The sequence below is a fragment of the Exiguobacterium sp. s130 genome, assembly GCF_018619055.1.
In the GTDB taxonomy this organism is placed as follows: Bacteria; Bacillota; Bacilli; order Exiguobacteriales; family Exiguobacteriaceae; genus Exiguobacterium_A.
On record NZ_JACSNI010000003.1, the window covers coordinates 286,982 to 309,712 of the forward strand.

Sequence of the window (22,731 nt, forward strand, 5' to 3'; positions counted from 1 at the left end):
TAATGAAAAAAGGGGGGGAACTCTCATGAAACCACCACGCTTACAAAAAGGGAATAAGATTGCTATCGTCTCGCCGGCGTCAGCTGTTGCAGCATACGTACCGCGTCGTCTCGCCCGCGGGATCGCAACACTTGAAAAAATGGGGTTCGAGGTCGTCTTGATGCCGAATGCAACGGCTGTTCATAGTCATACGGCAGGAACGATCGGCGAACGGCTGCAAGATTTACATATGGCATTCGCAGATCCGTCGATTAAGGCGATCATCTCGACGATCGGTGGGTTTAACTCACACCAGTTGCTCGACGAACTTGATTATGAGTTGATCCGAAACAATCCGAAGATCTTCGTAGGTTACAGCGATATCACGGCACTGTTTGCGGGCATCTATCAGCAGACAGGATTGACGACGTTCGTCGGACCCGCACTGCTGACGCAGTTCGGTCAATTCGATGGTCTAGATCCGTATACGGAAGAATCGTTCAAACGTACGTTCATGCAGACGGAGCCGATTGGTCGAATCGAAGCATCGGAGGAATGGACGGACGAGATCTTACGCTGGGACGTCGCGGACGACCGAAGACGAGAACATCAAGTGAACGCAGGATACACGATCGTTAAGACCGGTATTGCAGAAGGACCGATTTTGACGGGGAACACGGGAACACTTTTACTGCTTGCTGGAACACCTTACTTGCCAACGTTTGATGGTGTCGTCTTGATGCTTGAGGATGACGAGAGTGAGACACCGGAAACGATTGACCGGTATTTCACGCAATTGCGACACATGGGTGCGTATGATAAGATTGCGGCACTCGTCGTCGGACGCTTCCCGCGCAAAGTCGATTTTGATCCGGACTTCCCGCTCAAAGACATCATTTTACGTGCGACACGAGGATATGATTTCCCGATCATTCTTGATGCGGACTTCGGACATACGGATCCCGTTGCAACACTGGCGAATGGGGTGCGGATTCGTGTTGAAGCAACGGATTCGGTGACGCTCGATGTGTTAGAGGCAGCCGTCGAGTAAAAAGGTCTGCACGACGTCTTGAAATTTGGTACACTGTACCATGGAATCACGATCTTGAATCGTGACGAATCTCCTGCTGAAAAGCACGAAAGGTTGGTCAAACATGCAAAAAACTGGTCATATCTTATTAGAAGATGGAAATAAAATCGAATTCGAATTGTTCAACGATGAAGCACCGATCACGACTGAAAACTTCGAAAACCTTGCAAACTCGAACTTCTACGATGGATTGAACTTCCACCGTGTCATCCCAGGCTTCGTCTCACAAGGCGGATGCCCAATCGGAAACGGTACAGGCGGTTCAGGAAAAACGATCCCTTGCGAAACGTCTACATCATACCCACACAAACACAAAGCGGGTTCACTTTCGATGGCACACGCTGGTCGTAACACTGGATCAAGCCAGTTCTTCATCGTACATGAGCCACAACCGCACCTCGACGGTGTACACACAGTCTTCGGACAAGTGACTTCAGGTCTCGAACATGCACAAAAAATGAAGCAAGGCGCTGGCATCAAAGAAATCCGCGTCGAAGCATAAGTTCTTGCTCCTCTTCAAACGTTTGAAGAGGAGTTTTTCTTTTTTTAGAAGCGGGTACAATCAGTAAGAGAACTCAACTTGTAAAGGAGTGTTTGTCATGCGTTTAGAAGGAAAACGAATCATCCAAGTCGTCAGCAATGACTTCGAGGATTTAGAATTATGGTATCCTGTCCATCGCTTACGTGAAGAAGGCGCGATCGTCGACATCGTCGGTGAGAAGGCAGATGAGACGTATATCGGGAAGTACGGTGTTCCGATCAAATCGAATAAGACGTTCGATGAGATCAATCCAGCAGAATACGATGCGATTCTTGTTCCGGGTGGTTGGTCACCCGATCTGTTACGCCGCTTTGACTCTGTTTTGAACATGGTGCGTCATTTTGACCAGAACAAACAACCAATTGGTCAAATCTGCCACGCTGGTTGGGTGTTGATCTCTGCTGGCATCTTAAAAGGTGTTAATGTCACGAGTACGCCAGGAATCAAGGATGACATGACGAATGCAGGTGCGATTTGGCACGATGAAGGCATTGTCGTCGACGGACATATCGTCTCGAGCCGTCGCCCGCCTGATCTACCAGATTACATGCGTGCTTTCATCCAAGTGATGGAAGAACAAGCATGATTCAGATGCAGGGGACGTCACATGACGGTCTCCTGCCTTTTTCATGGATTATGAAAAAAATGCAGTAATTCTGTGTGAGAAGGTGTAGAATGAATGAGTCTCAGTCGTTCATGCTCCTGAGAGTTGTTGAAATTAGGAAGGTGTAGAATCACATGCTAGTAAAATATAAGAAGTTGAATGAACGGACCGCGATGGGGCTGATCGCCTTTTCGTGCGAAGTGAAGGATCCGAAGTATTTGCTTGAAACGGTTCAAGCCTATGAACAGGAAGAAGACCAACGCTTGTATTTGTACAAACAAGATGAGGATTTCGTCGGTGTCATCGGGTTTCAATTAATGGATGGCCATGCTGAATTGAAACATATCGCATTATCACCGTCTTTCCGTGGAGAACGGATGTCGTATCTCCTACTCGATGAAGCAGCCAAACTTCTTCGAACGGATATCATTGGTGCGACCGAAGAGACGCAACGCCTCGTCGACAAATGGAAAAATCAATAAAAAGACCGGTCCATGGCTTAGATGGACCGGTCTCTTCGGTTTTGTAGCGCTTCTTGGCGTGCAAGAACGACATCCGTGCGATCACGCAAGCGATGCTTATGCGTCACATAGTCGAGATCAGGTGCTGTCGCTTCAAGCGCAACGGTCCGGATGACATCCGGGAAGACAGGTAACGGGATGTGTCGATAAACCGGATCCGTAAATTGATGAAGATGATCGAGCAAACGAGAGACGTCGATTCCGGACGCAATCAGCGTAGTTCGGTGACGTTCGATCTTATCAAATGCTTTCACATATGTCCGCTGTGCACCGGTCGCATTGCCGCGCCGATGGTGATAGCGGGCGACGGCCAGTTGGATTAAACCAACGAGCGCCTCATCCTGGCGCTGTCCTTCTTGCCAGACTTCCTCTAAGATTTCATGGCACTCGAAGTAATCGTGCCGGATGTTGAATTCGAATACGAATCGCTCGATTGGATTCATGGAATCACCTCTTCCTTTGAATATAACATAGTCGAACCTATCCGTTGTATGGTATACTAAGGCGCAAAAAACGTTGATGGGCAGGGAGAATCATGGAATCATACAGTGTAAAGATGGATGCGTTTGAAGGCCCGCTGGACTTGCTGTTACACTTGGTTGGTAAATTAGAAATCGATATTTATGATATATCCGTTTCCATGGTGACGGATCAATATGTGTCCTATATCCGTGCGATGCAACATCTTGAACTAGATGTTGCTAGTGAATATCTTGTCATGGCAGCGACGCTGTTGCAACTGAAAAGCAAACAACTCTTGCCGGTTGAACAGACGGAATACGATGAGATTCCCGATTTCGAGGAAGAACCGACACGAGAAGGTCTGATTCAACAGTTGATCGAGTATAAAGCGTATAAGGAAGCGGCACTCGTCCTCAAGGAAAAGGAAGAGGCGCGCCTTGAGCTGTTCTCGAAACAACCAGAGGATTTGATGCGTTATCTCGATACGGACGCACAAGAGTATAATGGTACGTTATCCCTAAGTGATTTATTGCGTGCATACGAAAAAATGCGTCAACGGGAAGCTTGGAAGGTACGTCGCTCGAAGACGGTTAAACGGGAAGAACGGTCGCTTGAGCAACAGATGGAGTCCGTTGCCCGTTACGTCGCGACGCGTGAGCGTACGACATTCTTTGGCTTTTTTGTGGAGCAGCCGACGGTCGAAGAACTGGTCGTCAGTTTCCTCGCCGTCCTAGAACTCGTGAAGCAACGGGTCATTGATTGTGAACAAATGACCGATGACATTTTGTTGCGTAGCATGGTGAAGGAGGAGAGTCAGATTGGCGTATGAACAAATCATTGAAAGCTTGTTATTCGTCGTCGGCGATGACGGTATCGACCCACGTGGTCTCAGTCAAGCACTAGAGATCAGTGAAGCAGCGGCGCGCGAACAGTTACTGGCTCTTCAGACGACGTTCGAAGCAGAGCGACGGGTGTTGCAAATCGTGGAGTCAGGTGGCGTCTTTAAGATGGTGACACGTAAAGAGATGTCGCCGTATATTCAGGCGTATGCGGGATCACTTGCAGAAGACTCCTTGTCTCGAGCAGCGATGGAGACACTCGTCATCATCGCGTACAAACAACCCGTCACGCGTGCTGATATCGAAGTCGTCCGTGGCGTCAAGACGGAACGCGTCATCCATACGTTAAGTGCAAAAGGTTTGATTGAAGAAGCGGGACGTGCCAAAGGCGTTGGTCGCGCGAAATTGTATAAGACGACGGATCATTTCCTGGACCACTTTGGTCTGAATAGCATTGAGGAGTTACCACCACTCGAGTTCGAAGAAACGTTCGAATCAGATGGAGATCTCTTCTTCCGGAATGATCCTTCATTAGAGGAGAGAGTGAATTAATGGAACGGTTACAAAAAATCATCGCACAAGCAGGTGTCGCTTCACGGCGTAAAGCAGAGGAATTGATTACAGCAGGCCGCGTCAAGGTTAACGGGAAAGTCATCACGGAGCTCGGAACGAAAGTTGGAGCGCGTGCTGAAGTCGAAGTCGACGGCGTGAAGCTTGAGCGTGAAGAACACGTTTATTACATGCTGTATAAACCAACAGGTGTCGTCTCGACGGTTGAAGACGATAAGGGACGTAAGACGGTCGTTGATCTCGTACCACCGGGACACCGTGTTTTCCCAGTCGGTCGACTCGACTACAATACAAGCGGTCTTCTTTTGATGACGAATGACGGTGAATTCTCGAACCTTCTGCTTCACCCGAAGTATAAGGTACCGAAACGCTACATCGTCAAAATCAAAGGCGTACCGGAATATTTCCACGTCAAAGGTCTTGAAAAAGGCGTCGTCTTGCCGGATGGCTTTAAGACAGGGAAAGCACGCGTCGAGATGCGTGACATCGATAAGAAGAAAAACACGGCAATCCTTGAGATGGTCATCTACGAGGGACATAACCGCCAAGTCCGTCAAATGGTCGAGACACTCGGTTCAGAAGTCTTGAAGTTGAAACGTGAACAGTTCGGTTTCTTGACACTGGCAGGTCTTACTTCTGGCGAGTGGCGTGAACTTTCAAAAAAAGAAGTCAATCAATTGCGTGAGCTAGCGGATCCAGCCGCTCCACCTACGAAAAGACGTAAGAACACAAAAAAACGTTAATTTGTAAAGCGAGAAGCTCATCCTCCGGGTTGAGTTTTCTTTTTTTGTGACAAAACGATTAACGAATTTCACATTTTATCAACGTTTAAGCGATTTCAAGTACAATATGGGTGGAGGCGGTAAAATATGAAAAAAACGAAACAAAATCCGGAAGAACGCTTAGCAGCAGCCCAGCAAAAAAAGAAGAAACGCTCTTTCTGGCGTCTGATGATCATGACGATGGTCTTGTTCGCCGGTGCTGTCGTCATCATGCAATTCGTCGATCAAGCGACACGTGATAAAAACGGTCGTGTCATGGCAGGCGATGATGCTCCTGGTTTCGCGCTCGTCGATCTATACGGTGAGAAACAGCACTCAATGGATGAATACAAAGGAAAAGGACTTTTACTCAATTTCTGGGGTACATTCTGCGAACCATGTAAGAAAGAGATGCCTTTGATCAATGACAACTATCAGATGATGCAGGATCAAGGTGTCAATTTCGTAGCGGTCAATGTCGGAGAAACACCGGTTCGAGTCTCAAGCTTCATCAAGGATATCGGCGGAACGGATTATCCGATCCTCATGGATACGAATAATTCGGTCGAGAAGGCTTACGGGATCTACAACTTACCTGTGACGTTCATCATCAACAAAAAAGGTGAGGTCGTCGAGAAATACGAAGGTGAGATTGATCAAGCGAAGCTGGAAGAGATGGTGAAGAAGGCGAACGAGTAACGCATCGAAGGGGGATTTAAGGATGCAGGAGCAAGAAGATTTCAAACAACTGGACATGCGTTACGAGGAAGCAGAACTTCGTTCGAAACGTAAAAATCCATCTTGGATCGACCGGGCATGGACGTTCTTCTCGTCCGTCAAGGTCGGGTTATGGCTGATCGGTCTGATCATCATCGCGAGTGGGGTCGGTACGATCTTCCCGCAAGAGATGTATATTCCGCAGGCAACACCACCGGAAGAATTTTATCAAAAAGAATACGGTACGGCAGGGGATATCTACTATACGTTAGGATTCCACAACCTGTTTGAATCATGGTGGTACATCGGATTAATCACACTGTTACTCTTATCGATCATCATCGTGTCGATTGACCGCTTCTTCCCGCTCTACCGAGCATTGAAGAAACAACCGGTCATCCAGTCGGACCGTTTCATGAATGGTCAGCGATTTGGCGCTGAAGCGACTGGAGACGTCAAAAAAATCGATGCGATCGCACCGTTACTTGAGAAGAAGGGCTATAAAGTCCGTCGACAAGATGGGGCGCTCTTAGCGGAAAAACAACGGTTTGGACGATGGGGTCCTTACATCAACCATATCGGTCTTGTACTCTTCTTTGGAGGAGCGATGCTTCGGGTCGTACCGGGTATGCATGAAGATGAACTGCTCTGGCTTCGTGAAGGAGAGACATTACCAATCGAAGCGACGGACAACAAGTATTACTTGAAAAATGAAGCGTTCAACATCGAGTTCTATGATCCTGAGAAGGTGGATGAAAAATTCAAGAAATCGCTTGAAGCAGCGGGTGGAAACGTGCCGAAAAACTACGACACGAAGATGACGCTCTATAAAAAAGTCGGAGAGACAAGTGATTTCAAACCGAAACTCGAAGAAGTCAAATCAGGTGAGACAGCAGTCAACCGTCCATTCGAATTCGATGATTTCCAAGTCTTCCAAGAACAATACGCGGCAGATCCAGAATTTAAGACGATGTCGTTTAGCATCGTCAACCAAAAGACAGGTAAAGTCGTGGATACGATCAAGGTCGATTTACGTGAACCAAAAGAGACCTACAAGTTGAAAAACGGCTATGATGTCGAATTGAAGGATTTCTTGCCTGATTTCGTCGTCAAGGATGGACAGCCGACGACCAATTCTGGACGTCCTGTCAATCCGGCGTTCGTCTTTAATATCAAATCACCGGAGCACCCAAAAGGGGAGCGTAGCTTGATTGGTATCAAGCTGAATGTCGGTGGGGATGAGAACCAGTACAAGATGGCGTTTGCCGGTACGGAGCTCTCAAACATCTCAGGTGTCCGAATCAAGAAAGACTTGACGCTCCCGTTCCTCTTTGCGGGTGGCATCATCTTCATGGCAGGTCTATTGATCGGGATGTACTGGCCGCACCGTCGTCTCTGGTTACGTGAGAAGAACGGTCGCATTCAGATTGCTGGATTTACAAACAAAAACGCATTAGGGCTTCAAAAAGAAGCCAATCTCGCGTTGACGGAAGTTGGTCTACCAGAACTTGAGGACCGACAAAAGTTGCGGGAAGAGGGGGAAGCTAAATGAATATGCTTCAGTTGAGCAGTAATCTGCTCCTAACGTCATTCATCGTCTACCTCGTCAGTACAGGTTTTTTCGCTGTTGCGACGAGTGGTAAAAAAGGTCCGACACGTTCTGGTAAGATCGCCTATACGCTCGCGATCATCGGTTTTCTTGCTCAGTTAGGGTATTTCTTTACGCGCTGGGCGGGTGCTGGACACGTTCCGGTCTCAAATTTATACGAATACACGACATTCTTTGGTATGATGATGGTCCTTGGATTCTTGATCGTCTATGCCATCTATAAAAACAATGTCCTTGGCTTGATTGCAATGCCGGTTGCCTTGCTCGTCATCGCTTATGCGTCGATGTTCCCGGATGAGGTCCAACCCTTGATTCCGGCACTTCAAAGTGTCTGGCTCAAAATCCACGTTACGACGGCAGCGCTCGGTGAGGGGATTCTCGCTGTCAGTTTTGCGACCGGATTGCTCTATCTGGTCCACGCGACGGATTTCAATAAAGAATCGAAAACACGGACATGGCTTGAAATCGTCATGTTCTCACTCGTTTGTGTCGTTGGTTACATCCTCGTCGGCCTCTTGTTCAAAGCAACAGGTTCTGCATCAACGATCGAATACGTCGCGAAGAATGGTGCGAAGATGACACATGAATACACGATGCCGGTTCTGACAGGTCCTGAGAACGGAAAAGTCTTATCTGGTTCAGGTGCCGTCATTGAATTGCCGAACTTCTTGAATGCGAATAAGGTCAATACGGTCTTATGGTCAGTCATTGGTGGCGTCGTCTTATATGTGTTGCTACGTTTCGTAGTTCTCCGTAAGCGTGTCGCAGAGAGTCTGAAACCAATCGCGCGGAAGATTGATCTAGAAACAGCCGATGAGATTAGTTACCGTGCGATTGCGATCGGTCTTCCAATCTTCATCCTTGGCGGATTGATCTTCGCAATGATTTGGGCGCAAATGGCATGGAGCCGCTATTGGGGTTGGGACCCGAAAGAGGTTTGGGCACTGATCACGATGCTCTTCTACGTGTTCTATCTCCACATGCGCATCCAGCGTGGATGGATCGGTAAAAAATCAGCATGGTTATGTGTTGGTGGTTTTGCTGTCATCATGTTCAACCTTGTCTTCGTCAACCTTGTCGTAGCGGGATTACACTCGTACGCATAAGGAAAAGAAAAGCAGCGGATCCGGAAACGGTCCGCTGCTTTTTCATGTTTCTCTGACAAAAGAGTATCGTTTAGGAGAAATCAGCCAGTGCAAGCCATTCTTTTCGTTTCATAGTATACTAAAAGAGTAGTAGGATAGAGGAGTAGAGTTTAGTTTATAGGAGGAGACAGCATGTCAGAAGAAGCACGTATTTTAGTCGTCGACGATGAGGAACGAATTCGTCGCCTGTTGAAGATGTATCTGGAGCGGGAAAATTTCACGATCGAGGAAGCAGACAATGGAGAGGCGGCGCTTGAAATGGCGCTTGAGACAGAATACGATGTCATTCTCCTCGACTTGATGATGCCGAAGATGGACGGGATGCAAGTTTGTGAAGAACTACGGAAAACGAAAGCGACGCCGGTCGTCATGCTGACGGCAAAAGGTGAAGAAACGAATCGCGTCCATGGGTTTGAAATGGGGGCAGATGATTATATCGTCAAACCATTCAGTCCACGTGAAGTCGTTTTGCGTGTCAAAGCAATCCTTCGCCGAGCGAGTGCAACGAAATTCCTCCATACGGATGCGAAAACAAAAGATGTCATCGTCTTCCCACATTTGACGATTGATAATGACGCACACCGCGTGACGGTTGAATCACAAGAAGTCAATTTAACACCAAAAGAATATGAACTCCTGTATTTCTTGGCAAAACAAACGGACAAAGTATTCTCACGGGAACAACTACTCAAGGAAGTCTGGAACTATGAATTTTTTGGGGATCTTCGGACGGTCGATACACACGTCAAACGTCTGCGTGAAAAGCTGAATCGTTTGTCTCCGAATGCTGCTCAAATGATCACGACGGTCTGGGGTGTCGGATACAAGTTCGAGAATAGTCCGACCGGACGATGAAATGGTTGCAAAGTGTAGTCATCAAACTATGGGGCACGATCCTATTGCTTGTCTCGGTCGTCTTGATCGCCTTGACGATCTTGTTACTTGAATTTTTCAACTCTTTTCATATCGAACAGGAGCGGGTGCACCTTGCAAAGCTCGGTCAACAAGTCGAGACCGTCTTTCAGGCGCACTCCGGTATCGAGGAAGGATCGAGTACTGCTGTCGAAATCACGGATATATATGGCGCGACATTAATTGCGAAGACCCAGGACGATTCTGTCGAAGCGAATATTTCACAAGCGAAAGCGAACCGGATCATCAAGGAGCTCGAACGTCAGAACTGGAAAGCGATCGATGGTGAAGAAGGTGAGACGGCAATCGGTAATTACGAGACCTTCGATGGAAAGGCGGCACTCGCGTATCGAGCACCGCTCATTACGGATAGCGGCAACGGAACGATCTACTTGATCGAACAATTGACGAATATCGAGCAAGCGAATGAAGGCGCACGTCAAATCATTCAGCTCTGTGTCTTGTTAGCGATCATCGGGACGACCGTCTTTGCTTTCTTCCTATCGACACGGATCACCGCACCACTACGGACGATTCGTCAAGCCGTCGTTGAGGCCGGTGAAGGGAAATTCGATCAAAGCCTGACGCAACGTTCACGTGATGAGATTGGTGACTTAGCGCTTGCCTTTAACGAGATGAGTAGCCAACTCAATCAATACGTCACGGATCTTGATAAGGAGCGGCATTTGCTCTCCTCGATTCTGCGCTGTATGGCAGACGGCGTGTTGACGTTCTCAAAATCAGGTGAGCTACTCGCGACGAATCCACCAGCTGAAGCATTTCTTGCAGGTTCTCCCGTACCGGATGAACTGATTGAACTGTTCCAGACGGTCATGAAGGAAGAGACGGAGATGACGGTTTCTTTTGAACGGGAAGGACGCTTTTACATCATCATCGTCAGTCCGTTACTCGAACAAGAAGAGCAGATCGGAGCGGTCGCTGTCCTGCGCGACATGACGGAAGCACAACAACTGGAGAAGATGCGGGCCGACTTCGTCGCGAATGTCAGCCATGAACTGCGGACGCCACTCGTCATGTTGCAAGGGTATTCGGAAGCGATCGTCGACGGGATGACGGAAAGTGACGAGGCGACGAAAGAATTTGCATCAATCATCTATGATGAATCGCAACGCTTGTCCCGTCTCGTCAATGATCTACTCGATCTCGCGCGGATGGAAGCCGGTTATCAGGAGTTACGGATTGAAGCCATCGAAACGGTCTCGTTTGCACAGCGAGTCATCAAGAAATTCAAACAAATGGGACGCGATAAGCAGGTCACTTTCTCGGTTTCCGGTCCGAACATCACATTTGATGCCGATCCGGATCAGATGGAACAAGTCTTGACGAATCTTCTTGGAAACGCCCTGCGTTATACGGAGAACGGAGAAATCAAGATTAAGATTGACGAAGATAGGGAAAACATTACATTATCCGTCATCGATTCAGGTGACGGGATTCCGGAAGAAGATCTACCTTTCGTCTTTGATCGTTTCTATAAGGCGGACAAGGCACGAACGCGCGGTAAGACCGGTACAGGAATTGGTCTTGCGATCGTCGCGAACGTCGTCCGTGCTCATGGTGGAGAGGTCGAAGTCGACAGCCGCTTAGGAGAAGGAGCGACTTTCCGAATCCGATTACCAAAAAAACAAAGGAAGCGAACATTATGAGTCGCTTCCTTTCGCTATAGGAGTGAATAAAACATGAAAATTTATACGAAATCAGGCGATGAAGGAGAAACATCCCTTGTCGGTGGGAGAGTCAAAAAAAATGATCGATTGATCAGCTTGATGGGAGAACTCGATGAATTGAATAGCTTCGTCGGACTTGCTCGGACCAAAGCATCATCGATCGAAGTACGAGAACAATTGACGGTCATCCAGCATGCGTTGTTCGACTGTGGCAGTGACTTGATGTATGTCGAACCTCGTCCATCACGGTTAAGTCAGGAAGCAACAGTTGATTTAGAAAGTTGGATTGATAGTTTAACGGAATTATCGCCACCACTCGACAAGTTCATCTTACCAGGCGGAACGGAAGCGGCCGCGACATTGCATGTGGCACGGACGGTCTGCCGTCGCGTCGAACGTTCGATGATCGATGTTCCCCAAGCGGCTCATTTGTTACCGTTCATCAATCGGCTCAGTGATTTCTTTTTTACAGCAGCCCGTTATGAGAATGCCGTTAACCAAAAAGCAGATATTGAATACGTTCGCAGTGCGCATGTGTTCAAGCGAAAGGATGGAGAGTAATGAGTCAGTCATTTAGTACATGGAAAAAGGAAGGAACGAGCTTCCACCTCGTTCCGACCGATAAATTCAAGACGACGACGATCCTCGTCACGTTTTCAGCACCGCTAGAGGCGAAAACACTGACTAGCCGCGCGATTTTACCATACATCATGGAAAAATCGACAGCTGCTTATCCGTCGATGAAAGCATTACGTGAGCCACTTGAGACATTATATGATGCCGGGCTTTATGCGGACGCGTCGAAGTTCGGTGAAGAGCATGTCATCTCGTTCCAACTTGATGTCGTCCGTGGAGAACTCGTCCATCACCCGTCGTTATTAAAAGAAGCACTTGAATTGCTAGAGCAAATGGTGCTGTATCCAGACTTGACGGAAAGTGGTTTCCGCGAACAGTTCGTCAAACAAGAAAAGCGACTGCATGCCTTACGAATCAGCTCGCTGTACGACGATAAGATGCGCTACGCACAGCAGCGTCTTCTTGAATTGATGGCACCAGGTGAAGCCGTCTCGTTACCATCGCTTGGGACAATCGAAGAACTAGAACGGATCACTCCATCGTCCTTGCGTGATACATACCGTTCGATGATCGAAGACGATCGAATCGATGTTTTCGTCGTCGGACAGGTGACGAAGGAGGAAATGGAAGATGCGTTGTCCTTCTTGCCATCGCACTCAGAAAAAGTCAGCCATTACATCCCTGCCCAAAAACCGGTCAACGGTGTGAAACGGTCGAGCGAAACGCAACCGATCAAACAAGGGAAGCTGCACCTTGGTTACCGGGTAGCGGTCGATCCGACGTCTGCCGATTCAATCCGGATGCAAATCGTCAACGGTCTGTTTGGTGGCTTTCCACATTCAAAACTGTTCATGAATGTCCGTGAAAAAGAGAGTCTCGCCTATTATGCGGCTTCACGATATGCGGCATTAAACAGTGCACTCTACGTCTATGCAGGGGTTGACACAAAAGAAGCGGAACGTGCCGAGAAAATCATCCTAGAGCAACTCGTTGATTTGAAGGCGGGACAGTTCACGGATGAAGAATTAACACAGACGAAGGCGATGTTGATCAATGCGCGCCGTCAAATTCTTGATCAGCCGGGGCAATTGATTGGCTGGTTGAATGGTTCGAAGATGCGTGGACTGACACTTGAAGATGAGATCCACATCATCGAGACGGCGACACGTGAAGACGTCGTCCGATTAGCAGCGGCAATCGACCTTGATGCCGTATATCTACTGCGAGGTGAAGCATGATGGAACAACTGACCTATCACGATACAGACGAAACGGTATACCACGAGCAGCTCGATAACGGGTTGTCTGTCTACCTGTTGCAAAAAAAAGGTTATGAAAAGACGTATGCGACGTTTACGACGCGTTATGGTTCGATTGATCAACGATTCAAAAAAGGCGAGGAATGGATCACGGTACCGGACGGCATCGCCCATTTCCTCGAGCATAAAATGTTTGAATCTGAAAAAGGGGACGTCTTCCAAGAGTTCGGTCGTCTTGGTGCCTCAGCGAACGCCTTTACCTCGTTTTCACGGACAGCGTACTTATTCTCAGCGACGTCATTGATTGAACAAAACCTCGAGACGTTGATTGATTTCGTACAGGATCCCTACTTCACGCCGGAAAGCGTTGAAAAAGAGAAGGGGATCATCACGCAAGAAATCCAGATGTATCAAGATAATCCGGGATGGCGCTTGTTCTTCGGTCTGATCGAATCAATGTATGCGACGCATCCGGTCCGAATCGATATCGCAGGAACACCGGAATCAATCAATCAAATCACAGCCGATGACCTATACACGTGCTATCACACGTTCTATCATCCATCGAACATGGTATTGTTCGTTGTCGGAAACATCGACCCGGAAGAGACGCTGGCATTGATCAAGGCGAATCAGGCGAAGAAGGACTATACGGATCGCCCGGCGATCGAGCGGGATTATGGTCAAGAACCGCACGGTGTGCATCGTCCACGTCTTGAACTTGAGCTCGACGTCAAGACGCCGAAGGTATTGATCGGTTATAAGGACGAATCTGTCCGCGGCGAAGCACAAGTCCGTCGTGAGTTAACGAGTGAATTATTATTGCACCTCTTATTCGATCAAACATCATCGACGTATTTGGAATTGTATGAAGACGGTCTGATCGACGACACGTTCAGCTTTGATTACTCGAGTGAGGAAGAGTTCGCCTTCGCGACGTTCGGCATGGAGACAGAGGATCCAGACAAGTTTATCCAAGCGTATGAGACACTTCTGCAAACGCGTCCTGACTTCACGGAAGATGAAGTCACGCGCAAGCGGAACATGATGCAAGGGAAATTCCTTCGTGCCTTGAACTCACCGGAATTCATTGCGAACCAGTTCTCGCGTCACGCACTTGCCGGTACGAATCTGTTCACGCTTCCGACATTGATTGCTTCGATTACGAAAGAAGAGATCGAAGCCCGTTTCGACGAGTTGTTCGCCATTGAAAACCGGGCGATCTCAATCGTCAAACCGTACGCATGATGCGAATCCTCATCACAGGTGCGAGTGGCGCCATTGGTCTTGCGGCAGCAAAACAACTTGCTGCCGCCGGACATGAATTGGTACTTCAGACGTATCGACAGCAAGCAGTTTTGGAACGGATGATAGAGGAGTGGCAAGGAGAGCACCACATCCTGACGGCGAATTTAGCGGATGATGAGGACTTGCAAGCATTTTGTACGGCGTTACCTGTCGTCGATGCCTTCGTCCATTGTGCCGGAACGAGTTATAGCGGTCTGTTGCTCGATCAATCGGCAACATCAATGAGTGAACTTTGGAGAATACATGTCGATGCGTTGATGCGCATCAGCCAAACGGTGACGCGGACGAAACCGTTTACGTCGCAGCTTGCGATCGTCGTCATCAGTAGTGTATTAGGGGAACAAGGTGTCGCGGGTGAGGTTGCCTATTCGACGTGCAAGGCAGCACAGCTGGGCTTCGTCAAAGCATACAGTAAAGAACTTGGACCAATGCATGGACGCATCAATGCGATTACGCCAGGATGGATTGATACGCCGATGAACGCGATTTTTTCTGAGGATGAAAAGGCAGAAGCGATTGCTGAAATCCCTGCCGGACGATTCGGAAAAGTAGAGGAAGTGGCTTCTGCAATCCGTTACTTGGTGCAACCAGAATCGAGTTATGTGTCGGGAGCCATCCTTAAAATAGATGGTGCGTGGATGTAAGCATTGGAATTTCAGTTCAGGAATGCTTTTCATTTTTCAAAAAATCATTTAACATGAGGAATGGATAATCGTATCAATAGAGGAGGATGGGCGCGTGAGTGAGTTCGAGCAATGGTATCTCGAATATGAATTAAAGGTCAACCGTCCCGGTATACTCGGGGACATTGCTTCGTTGATGGGAATGTTACATATTTCGATCGTGACGATCAATGGTGTCGATCATCAACGACGCGGTATGTTGCTCCAAACGAAACAACCGGATCAAATTCCACGACTCGCTGCTATTCTCAAGACGATGTCAACCATAGAGGTCATCAAACTACGAAAACCAAAACTGCGCGACCGGATCGCGATTCGTCACGGTCGTTATATCGATCAAAGCAGTGATGAACGAAAGACGTTCCGCTTCGTTCGGGAAGACTTAGGGATTCTCGTCGATTTCATGGCAGAACTATGCAAACAGGATGGGCACTTGTTGATTGGTGTCCGCGGTATGCCACGAGTCGGGAAGACGGAATCGATCGTCGCTGCAAGCGTCAGTGCGAACAAGAAATGGTTGTTCCTTTCTTCGACGCTGATCAAACAGACGGTCCGAACGTCGTTATTCGATGACGAACGGACTGGGGATTATGTCTACATCATCGATGCCTTGGTGTCGCAACGGAATTTCGATGAACGGCACTGGCAGATTTTACGCGAAGTCATGCGACTACCGGCAACGAAAATCGTCGAACATCCGGATGCCTTCGTCAAATCAAGTGAATATACGTGGGATGATTTTGATTACATCATTGAATTACGCAACACGACAGAAGAAATCATTGTGACTGAACTGCCTCGTTCCCATGGGGGAAATGATTGGTTCAACTTTGAATAAGTATGAAAAATGGAAGGTGTGTTACCGATGACCGAGCTCGGAACCTACTTAAAGGAACAACGAGAGGCGCTAGGCGTCTCTCTCGAACAAATTCAAACGACGACGAAGATTCAAAAGCGTTACATCGTCGCGATTGAAGAAGGCAACTATGATCAATTACCAGGTGCTTTTTACGCCCGGGCCTTCATCAAGACATATGCGGAAGCACTCGGTCTTGACGTCGACGAAGTCTTCACGACCTATAAGCGTGATCTTCCGGAACCGGAGACACAACCGGTCGTCGAATTATCACGACGCGCGACGTATTCGAAATCAAGTGCACCGAAGAAAAGCGTTGCAAAGCGCTGGATTCCGAACATCATCATCATCGTGCTAATTTTTGCGATTGGTGCTGCCTTGTATTATGGACTTCAGATGTTCCTCGACGGTAACGAAGAGGCAAAAACGTCTGCACCGAAGCAAAACGATGTCACGATCGACCAAGGAGACGCACCGAGTAAAGAAACGGATGCGCCTGCGAAGACGGAAGAAAAGCCGAAGGAAGAACCGGCGAAACAAGAAGAAACAAAAGAAAAACCTAAAAAAGAAGCGCTTGCTGCGAAGTCGACATCTGGTCAAGATGTCACCTATGAAGTCGCAACGAAAGATACGATGAGTGTCTCGATTCAAATCAAGAAAGATGCCTCTCCATCACCATTCGTTGGTGTGCGTGATACATCCCTTGAAGGAAAAGCACTCGCGCCAGATCACATCAACGCGTCGGATCCGAATCCGATCGTCGTGAAGGACGCGAAGACGGACTTGATCCGGATCCGGATCGGTTCGATTAAAGGGATTGATAAAATCGTCGTCAATGACCAAGAACTGAAACTGAACCGTTCGCTTCTCGTCCAAAACATCTATCTGAAGAAAGTAGCCACGCCGTAAACCGGCGTGCCTTCTTTTAGATGGCATATTCATCTACATATGAAATGAAGGAGGAGGGCGTTACATGAACTTACCGAATCAATTGACAGTATTACGCGTTTTATTAATTCCCGTGTTCGTCATCGTACTTGCGATTGATCCGAACTGGGGACAGTGGGATGTACTAGGAGCTGAACTTCCCGTCTCACACTTCGTTGCAGCCATCATCTTCCTTGTTGCTTCACTGACGGACTGGCTTGATGGGTATATCGCCCGCAAACAAAAACTAGTGACGAACTTTGGAAAATTCATGGATCCACTTGCTGATAAGATGTTAGTCGCTGCTGCGCTCGTCTACCTCGTGGAACTTGAGTTCGTCGCGGCTTGGATCGTCGTCATCATTCTCTGCCGTGAGTTCGCAGTCACGGGTCTGCGTCTTGTCGCTTCTGACGAAGGCATCGTTCTTGCTGCCGGAAACTCTGGGAAAGCCAAGACTTGGGTCCAGTTGACATCGATTACAGCGTATTTATTGCACGATATCGTTTTTGCGATGTGGAACATTCCATTCGCAGATATCACGATGTGGCTTGCTCTTATCTTGACGATCTACTCAGGCGTCGAGTATTTCTCGAAAAACATCAAGTTAATTACGAAATCCATGTAAGTTGGATCAATTTAGACTGTTCGTCATACCGAACAGTCTTTTCTTATACTTCAAGAAGGTGAGGAATCAACATGAAAGCAGAAATCATCGCAGTCGGAAGTGAGCTTCTCCTTGGAGAAATCGCCAACACGAATGCACAGTACCTTTCCGAATGGCTAGCCAGTGCAGGAATTGACGTTCATTATCATACAGTCGTCGGTGACAACCGCGAGCGGATGCAGAAAACGTTCCGTCAGGCGCAACAACGGGCAGATCTCCTCGTCATCACAGGGGGTCTTGGACCAACGGAAGATGATTTAACGAAAGAGGTGCTCGCAGATCTTCTCGGACGTGATCTCATTCTCGATCAAGCAGCGTACGAAAGAATCGAAGGATTCTTGAAGACACGTCAACGGGAGATGACGAACAACGAGCAGAAACAAGCATTAGTCATCGATGGCGCGACGGTTTTACGCAATGATGCGGGTCTTGCTCCCGGTATGTCGGTGCAGACGGAGCACCATCAATATATCGTTTTACCCGGTGTGCCACGTGAGATGAAGCAAATCCTCAAAGATCACTTCAGTCATTTGTTCGGTCAAGAGACAATCCGTTCCCGAACACTACGTTTCTTCGGAATCGGAGAATCGGCTCTAAACGATCGCCTGGAAACGTTAATCAAAGAAGCAACCAATCCATCGGTCGCCCCTTATGCGGAACTCGCTGAAGTCCGGTTGCGTCTGACTGCTAAAGCACTCGATCAACAGGAAGCCGACCGTATGCTCGATGAACTGGAACAACACGTACTGGCTGAAGTGGGCATGTACTTTTATGGATATGGCGAGACGAGTCTGCCGGAAGTCGTACTGAAACGGTATCAAGAAGCAGGATTGACACTGTCACTCGCCGAATCACTGACGGGAGGAGCTGTCGCGAGTGGTCTCGTTGATGTCAGCGGTGCGAGTCAAGTGTTGCGCGGGAGCGCCGTCGTCTATGATGATGCAGCGAAGCAAGCCGTGTTATCGGTACCGGAAGTTTTGTTACGAGAGCATACTGCTGTCAGTAAAGAGGTCGCGATCGCGATGGCTGAAGGGGTACGGGAACTGTATCAATCCGATATCGCCGTCGCGTTGACAGGGGAAGCAGGTCCGACGAGCAACAGCGGAAAAGTGGTCGGAACCGTCTATTGTGCTGTTGCGGACGCACGTGGAACACGCATCGTCGAATGGCAATATCCATCGTTCGACCGAGGAATGATTCGACTGCGCGCCGTCAAGGATACCTATTTCCTTCTACTGAAACATCTCGAAAAAGCACCCGAGTGAGAAAATTGGCCAATGTGCAAGTATGCGAATAAATGTTCGTAAAATGCTTGTCATTCGGTCTCAAAAGAAGTACAATAATCTCAGTAAGATAATTAAAAGGAGGCCTGCTACGTGAGTGATCGTAAAGCAGCACTTGAGATGGCGTTACGCCAGATAGAGAAACAGTTCGGTAAAGGTTCCATCATGAAACTCGGAGAAAATGCGGATCAGAAGGTTTCAGTGATCTCTTCTGGATCGATTACATTAGATATTGCCCTAGGTGCAGGTGGATACCCACGTGGACGGGTCATCGAAGTATACGGACCTGAATCGTCAGGTAAAACGACGGTAGCGCTTCATGCAATCGCAGAAGTTCAAAAACAAGGTGGACAAGCAGCATTCATCGATGCGGAGCACGCGCTTGATCCAGCATATGCCAACAAACTTGGTGTCAACATCGATGAGCTCCTCTTGTCACAACCGGACACTGGGGAACAGGCACTTGAAATCGCGGAAGCACTCGTTCGTTCTGGTGCGGTCGATATTCTTGTCGTCGACTCTGTTGCGGCACTCGTACCAAAAGCAGAGATCGAAGGCGAAATGGGTGACTCACACGTCGGTCTTCAAGCACGTTTAATGAGCCAAGCGCTTCGTAAGTTGTCTGGTGCAACGAATAAATCGAAGACGATCGTCATCTTCATCAACCAAATCCGTGAAAAAATCGGTGTCATGTTCGGTAACCCGGAAACAACTCCAGGTGGTCGCGCACTTAAATTCTACTCGTCTGTACGTTTAGAAGTGCGTCGTGCGGAAGCGTTGAAAAACGGTACGGACGTCGTCGGTAACAAAACGAAGATTAAGGTCGTCAAAAACAAGATCGCACCTCCGTTCAAACAAGCGGAAGTTGATATCATGTACGGTCAAGGGATTTCGAAGGTCGGTGAGTTGATCGACATCGGAACAGACCTCGATATCGTTCAAAAGAGTGGTGCATGGTACTCGTACAACTCAGAGCGTCTCGGTCAAGGACGTGAGAACGCGAAGCAATACATGGTCGAGCATCCGGAAGTCGCAGCAGAGGTCGAACGTTTGATTCGTGAACACCACGGTCTCGTCGATCGCGAAGAGCCGGTTGATTTCGAAGCAGAACAACCAGAAGATCTATTTGCTGAATAAACCGTTTCAGAGAGGATTCGCATGCGAATCCTCTCTTTTTTAGTGTAAAAGAGGAAAACAGTGGAATTCTTTCCCGTCCGTTCGTTGACAATGAACGAGTGCTATCCTTACAATATAGATGTACGTTTTTTAGACAGCTTCGATGAAATACCGAAATGAACTAAGAAACACCTTGCAAAGGGGAGGTGAACCCATGAGTACACTGACTTGGATTGTCATACTTCTCCTCACTTTGCTGATCGCATTCATCGTAGGCTACTTCTTGCGGAAATCGATTGCAGAAGCGAAAATTCAAGGCGCAGAAACGGAAGCGAACAAAATCGTTGAACGTGCGCGTGAATCGGCTGAGGCAACGAAAAAAGAAGCAGTACTCGAAGCGAAAGATGAAGCATTCAAACTTCGTAACGAAGTGGAAAAAGAATTGCGTGAACGTCGCCAAGAGCTAGCGAAACAAGAAGCCCGGTTGCTCCAGAAAGAAGAGACACTCGATCGCCGTGTTGACGCTATCGACCGTAAGGAAGATCAAATCAATACACGTGATGCAGAGATCGCGAAACGGAAGCATCAAGCTGAAGAACTAGAGCGCAAAGTAGAGGACCTGTATGAACAGGGACGTCAAGAGCTTGTCCGCGTCGCGAATTTATCGCAAGACGAGGCAAGAACGATCATCATGGATGAGACGAAACAGGCTGCTTTACACGACGCAGCCATTCTTCAAAAAGAAATCGAACAAAAAGCAAAAGAAGAAGCCGACAAGAAAGCACGTAACATCTTGTCACTTGCGATTCAACGGTTCGCCGCTGAACATATCGCAGAGACGACTGTATCGGTCGTCAACTTGCCGAACGATGAGATGAAAGGTCGGATCATCGGACGGGAAGGCCGCAACATCCGTACGCTCGAGACCTTGACTGGGATCGACTTGATCATCGATGATACGCCGGAAGCCGTCATTTTGTCTGGTTTTGACCCAATTCGTCGCGAAGTCGCTAAAATGGCGCTCGAGAAATTGGTTCAGGATGGTCGGATTCACCCGGCCCGTATTGAAGAGATGGTCGACAAATCCCGTCGTGAAGTCGACGAGCGGATTCGAGAAATCGGGGAAGAAGCGACGTATGATGTCGGAATCCACGGCATTCATCCGGACCTTGTCAAAATTCTCGGTCGCTTGAAGTACCGTACGAGTTACGGACAGAACGTCCTGTATCACTCACTTGAGGTTGCCCACCTTGCAGGTATGATGGCAGCTGAACTTGGAGAAGATGTCACGCTTGCGAAGCGTGCGGGTCTTCTGCATGATATCGGGAAAGCGATCGACCACGAAGTCGAAGGCAGTCACGTTGAGATCGGAGTCGAGCTCGGTACGAAGTATAAAGAGCATCCAACCGTCATCAACGCGATCGCGTCCCACCACGGGGATACGGAAGCGACATCTGTCATTTCCGTCTTGGTCGCAGCTGCGGATGCATTATCTGCTGCTCGTCCAGGTGCACGTCAAGAGACACTCGAAAGTTATATCCGCCGTCTCGAACGCCTCGAGGAAATCTCGGAATCGTTCGACGGTGTCGAAAAATCATTTGCGATCCAAGCGGGTCGTGAAGTCCGCATCATCGTTCGACCTGACGTCGTCGATGATGTACTGGCTCACAAGATGGCGAGTGACATCCGGAAAAAAATCGAAGAAGAACTCGATTATCCGGGACACATCAAAGTCACGGTCATTCGGGAAACGCGAGCAGTCGAATACGCGAAATAAGTGGAGTGGCGGGCGACCGCCACTTTTTTTAATGAACGGAGGAACAGCAATGAAGATTTTATTCGTCGGAGACGTCGTCGGTGCACCCGGTCGACATATCCTGCAACAATTCACAGCACGCTTGAAAGCGAAATACAATCCGAACGTCATGCTCGTCAACGGCGAAAACGCGGCACACGGACGCGGCATCACGAAGTCGATCTATCATCAATTCCTCGAACTCGGATTCCACGGCATCACGATGGGGAACCATACGTTTGATAACCGTGACATCTTTGACTGGATTGACGACGCGGACCGGATCATCCGTCCTGCGAACTATCCGGAAGGCACACCAGGTCGTGGGATGATGGTCGTCAAGGCAGGCAATAAAAAGATTGCCGTCATCAACGTCCAAGGAACGGTCTTCTTACCACCTCTCGGTGACCCGTTCCGTACCGTTGATGAACTGATTGCGGAAGTCGAAGGAAAAGTCGATGCGATCTTCGTTGATGTCCATGCGGAAGCAACGAGTGAAAAAATCGCGATGGGTTATCACCTCGATGGTCGTGTACAAGCTGTCGTTGGCACACATACGCACGTCCAGACAGCAGATGAGCGTGTTCTTGACGGAGGAACGGCTTATATCACGGATGTCGGGATGACAGGTCCGCTGAACGGTGTGCTCGGGATGCGTCAGGAAGATGTCCTACGAAAATTTAAGACACAGCTCCCAACGCGGTTTGAAGTTGCCGAAGGACGGGAACAACTTAATGGAGTCTTGATTCATATCGATGACACAACCAAAAAAGCAACGAAGATTGAACGGATTCATCTGACGGATCAGTCAGTATTCTTCGACTGAT

24 protein-coding genes are annotated in these 22,731 nt (G+C 48.4%); 23 read left to right on the plus strand and 1 reads right to left on the minus strand.

Annotation, left to right across the window (positions count from 1 at the left end; translation table 11 throughout):
* Positions 1-25: 25 nt before the first annotated feature.
* From HZS85_RS09135 to HZS85_RS09150, 4 genes are all read left to right on the plus strand, one after another.
* Positions 26-1,030 carry a S66 family peptidase gene (locus tag HZS85_RS09135; RefSeq protein WP_214855239.1) on the plus strand — a complete coding sequence of 335 codons (1,005 nt, stop codon included), beginning with the start codon at positions 26-28 and terminating at the stop codon, positions 1,028-1,030.
* A 103-nt stretch (positions 1,031-1,133) separates the two neighbouring features.
* Complete coding sequence (locus tag HZS85_RS09140; RefSeq protein WP_023467682.1) at positions 1,134-1,571, plus strand: peptidylprolyl isomerase; 438 nt, start codon at positions 1,134-1,136, stop codon at positions 1,569-1,571.
* A gap of 97 nt (positions 1,572-1,668) precedes the next feature.
* Entirely contained in the window at positions 1,669-2,196 is a 528-nt protein-coding gene (locus HZS85_RS09145; protein ID WP_214855241.1) for a type 1 glutamine amidotransferase domain-containing protein, read from the plus strand.
* A 152-nt stretch (positions 2,197-2,348) separates the two neighbouring features.
* On the plus strand, positions 2,349-2,696 hold the full coding sequence (locus HZS85_RS09150; protein WP_214855243.1) for a GNAT family N-acetyltransferase: 348 nt from the start codon (positions 2,349-2,351) through the stop codon (positions 2,694-2,696).
* Positions 2,697-2,713: 17 nt separating this feature from the next.
* Here HZS85_RS09150 and HZS85_RS09155 read toward each other — a convergent pair whose 3' ends face one another.
* A complete protein-coding gene (locus tag HZS85_RS09155; protein WP_214855245.1) occupies positions 2,714-3,178 on the minus strand; it encodes a DUF309 domain-containing protein in 465 nt (154 codons plus the stop codon).
* A 92-nt stretch (positions 3,179-3,270) separates the two neighbouring features.
* Here HZS85_RS09155 and HZS85_RS09160 point away from each other — a divergent pair, with 92 nt between their 5' ends.
* The 19 genes from HZS85_RS09160 to HZS85_RS09250 all read left to right on the plus strand — a co-directional run bounded on the left by HZS85_RS09160 (position 3,271) and on the right by HZS85_RS09250 (position 22,730).
* Positions 3,271-4,026 carry a segregation/condensation protein A gene (locus HZS85_RS09160; RefSeq protein WP_214855247.1) on the plus strand — a complete coding sequence of 252 codons (756 nt, stop codon included), beginning with the start codon at positions 3,271-3,273 and terminating at the stop codon, positions 4,024-4,026.
* Entirely contained in the window at positions 4,016-4,588 is a 573-nt protein-coding gene (scpB, locus tag HZS85_RS09165; protein ID WP_214855249.1) for an SMC-Scp complex subunit ScpB, read from the plus strand. Before HZS85_RS09160 ends, scpB begins: the two co-directional genes overlap by 11 nt.
* Positions 4,588-5,349, plus strand: coding sequence for a pseudouridine synthase (locus tag HZS85_RS09170; RefSeq protein ID WP_023467688.1), 762 nt, complete (start codon positions 4,588-4,590; stop codon positions 5,347-5,349). The genes scpB and HZS85_RS09170 overlap by 1 nt, the downstream gene beginning before the upstream one ends.
* A gap of 126 nt (positions 5,350-5,475) precedes the next feature.
* Positions 5,476-6,066, plus strand: coding sequence for a redoxin domain-containing protein (locus tag HZS85_RS09175; RefSeq protein ID WP_214855252.1), 591 nt, complete (start codon positions 5,476-5,478; stop codon positions 6,064-6,066).
* 22 nt (positions 6,067-6,088) lie between these two features.
* A complete protein-coding gene (resB, locus tag HZS85_RS09180) occupies positions 6,089-7,636 on the plus strand; it encodes a cytochrome c biogenesis protein ResB (protein ID WP_251137910.1) in 1,548 nt (515 codons plus the stop codon).
* The gene (gene ccsB, locus HZS85_RS09185) at positions 7,633-8,799 is read left to right on the plus strand and encodes a c-type cytochrome biogenesis protein CcsB (protein ID WP_035408879.1); all 1,167 of its coding nucleotides are present in this window, start codon (positions 7,633-7,635) and stop codon (positions 8,797-8,799) included. The genes resB and ccsB overlap by 4 nt, the downstream gene beginning before the upstream one ends.
* Positions 8,800-8,970: 171 nt before the next feature.
* A complete protein-coding gene (locus HZS85_RS09190) occupies positions 8,971-9,693 on the plus strand; it encodes a response regulator transcription factor (protein WP_214855255.1) in 723 nt (240 codons plus the stop codon).
* The gene (locus HZS85_RS09195) at positions 9,690-11,417 is read left to right on the plus strand and encodes an ATP-binding protein (RefSeq protein ID WP_214855258.1); all 1,728 of its coding nucleotides are present in this window, start codon (positions 9,690-9,692) and stop codon (positions 11,415-11,417) included. The genes HZS85_RS09190 and HZS85_RS09195 overlap by 4 nt, the downstream gene beginning before the upstream one ends.
* Before the next feature lie 33 nt (positions 11,418-11,450).
* A complete protein-coding gene (locus HZS85_RS09200) occupies positions 11,451-11,999 on the plus strand; it encodes a cob(I)yrinic acid a,c-diamide adenosyltransferase (RefSeq protein WP_035408870.1) in 549 nt (182 codons plus the stop codon).
* Positions 11,999-13,252 (plus strand): EF-P 5-aminopentanol modification-associated protein YfmF, encoded by a 1,254-nt coding sequence (yfmF, locus tag HZS85_RS09205; protein ID WP_214855261.1) that lies wholly within the window; start codon positions 11,999-12,001, stop codon positions 13,250-13,252. Before HZS85_RS09200 ends, yfmF begins: the two co-directional genes overlap by 1 nt.
* The gene (gene yfmH / locus HZS85_RS09210; RefSeq protein ID WP_251137911.1) at positions 13,249-14,520 is read left to right on the plus strand and encodes an EF-P 5-aminopentanol modification-associated protein YfmH; all 1,272 of its coding nucleotides are present in this window, start codon (positions 13,249-13,251) and stop codon (positions 14,518-14,520) included. Before yfmF ends, yfmH begins: the two co-directional genes overlap by 4 nt.
* The gene (gene ymfI / locus HZS85_RS09215; protein ID WP_251137912.1) at positions 14,517-15,224 is read left to right on the plus strand and encodes an elongation factor P 5-aminopentanone reductase; all 708 of its coding nucleotides are present in this window, start codon (positions 14,517-14,519) and stop codon (positions 15,222-15,224) included. The genes yfmH and ymfI overlap by 4 nt, the downstream gene beginning before the upstream one ends.
* A gap of 94 nt (positions 15,225-15,318) precedes the next feature.
* Positions 15,319-16,101, plus strand: a complete 783-nt coding sequence (locus tag HZS85_RS09220) for a DUF3388 domain-containing protein (RefSeq protein ID WP_023467698.1) — start codon at positions 15,319-15,321, stop codon at positions 16,099-16,101.
* Between the two features lie 27 nt (positions 16,102-16,128).
* Positions 16,129-17,028, plus strand: a complete 900-nt coding sequence (locus HZS85_RS09225) for a helix-turn-helix domain-containing protein (RefSeq protein ID WP_214855264.1) — start codon at positions 16,129-16,131, stop codon at positions 17,026-17,028.
* A gap of 64 nt (positions 17,029-17,092) precedes the next feature.
* The gene (gene pgsA / locus HZS85_RS09230) at positions 17,093-17,671 is read left to right on the plus strand and encodes a CDP-diacylglycerol--glycerol-3-phosphate 3-phosphatidyltransferase (protein ID WP_214855267.1); all 579 of its coding nucleotides are present in this window, start codon (positions 17,093-17,095) and stop codon (positions 17,669-17,671) included.
* A 71-nt stretch (positions 17,672-17,742) separates the two neighbouring features.
* Positions 17,743-18,975 carry a competence/damage-inducible protein A gene (locus tag HZS85_RS09235; protein WP_214855269.1) on the plus strand — a complete coding sequence of 411 codons (1,233 nt, stop codon included), beginning with the start codon at positions 17,743-17,745 and terminating at the stop codon, positions 18,973-18,975.
* Between the two features lie 111 nt (positions 18,976-19,086).
* The gene (gene recA, locus HZS85_RS09240; RefSeq protein ID WP_195865458.1) at positions 19,087-20,130 is read left to right on the plus strand and encodes a recombinase RecA; all 1,044 of its coding nucleotides are present in this window, start codon (positions 19,087-19,089) and stop codon (positions 20,128-20,130) included.
* Positions 20,131-20,323: 193 nt separating this feature from the next.
* Entirely contained in the window at positions 20,324-21,886 is a 1,563-nt protein-coding gene (gene rny / locus HZS85_RS09245; protein ID WP_023467703.1) for a ribonuclease Y, read from the plus strand.
* Positions 21,887-21,935: 49 nt separating this feature from the next.
* Positions 21,936-22,730, plus strand: coding sequence for a TIGR00282 family metallophosphoesterase (locus tag HZS85_RS09250; RefSeq protein ID WP_214855272.1), 795 nt, complete (start codon positions 21,936-21,938; stop codon positions 22,728-22,730).
* Position 22,731: the final 1 nt, after the last annotated feature.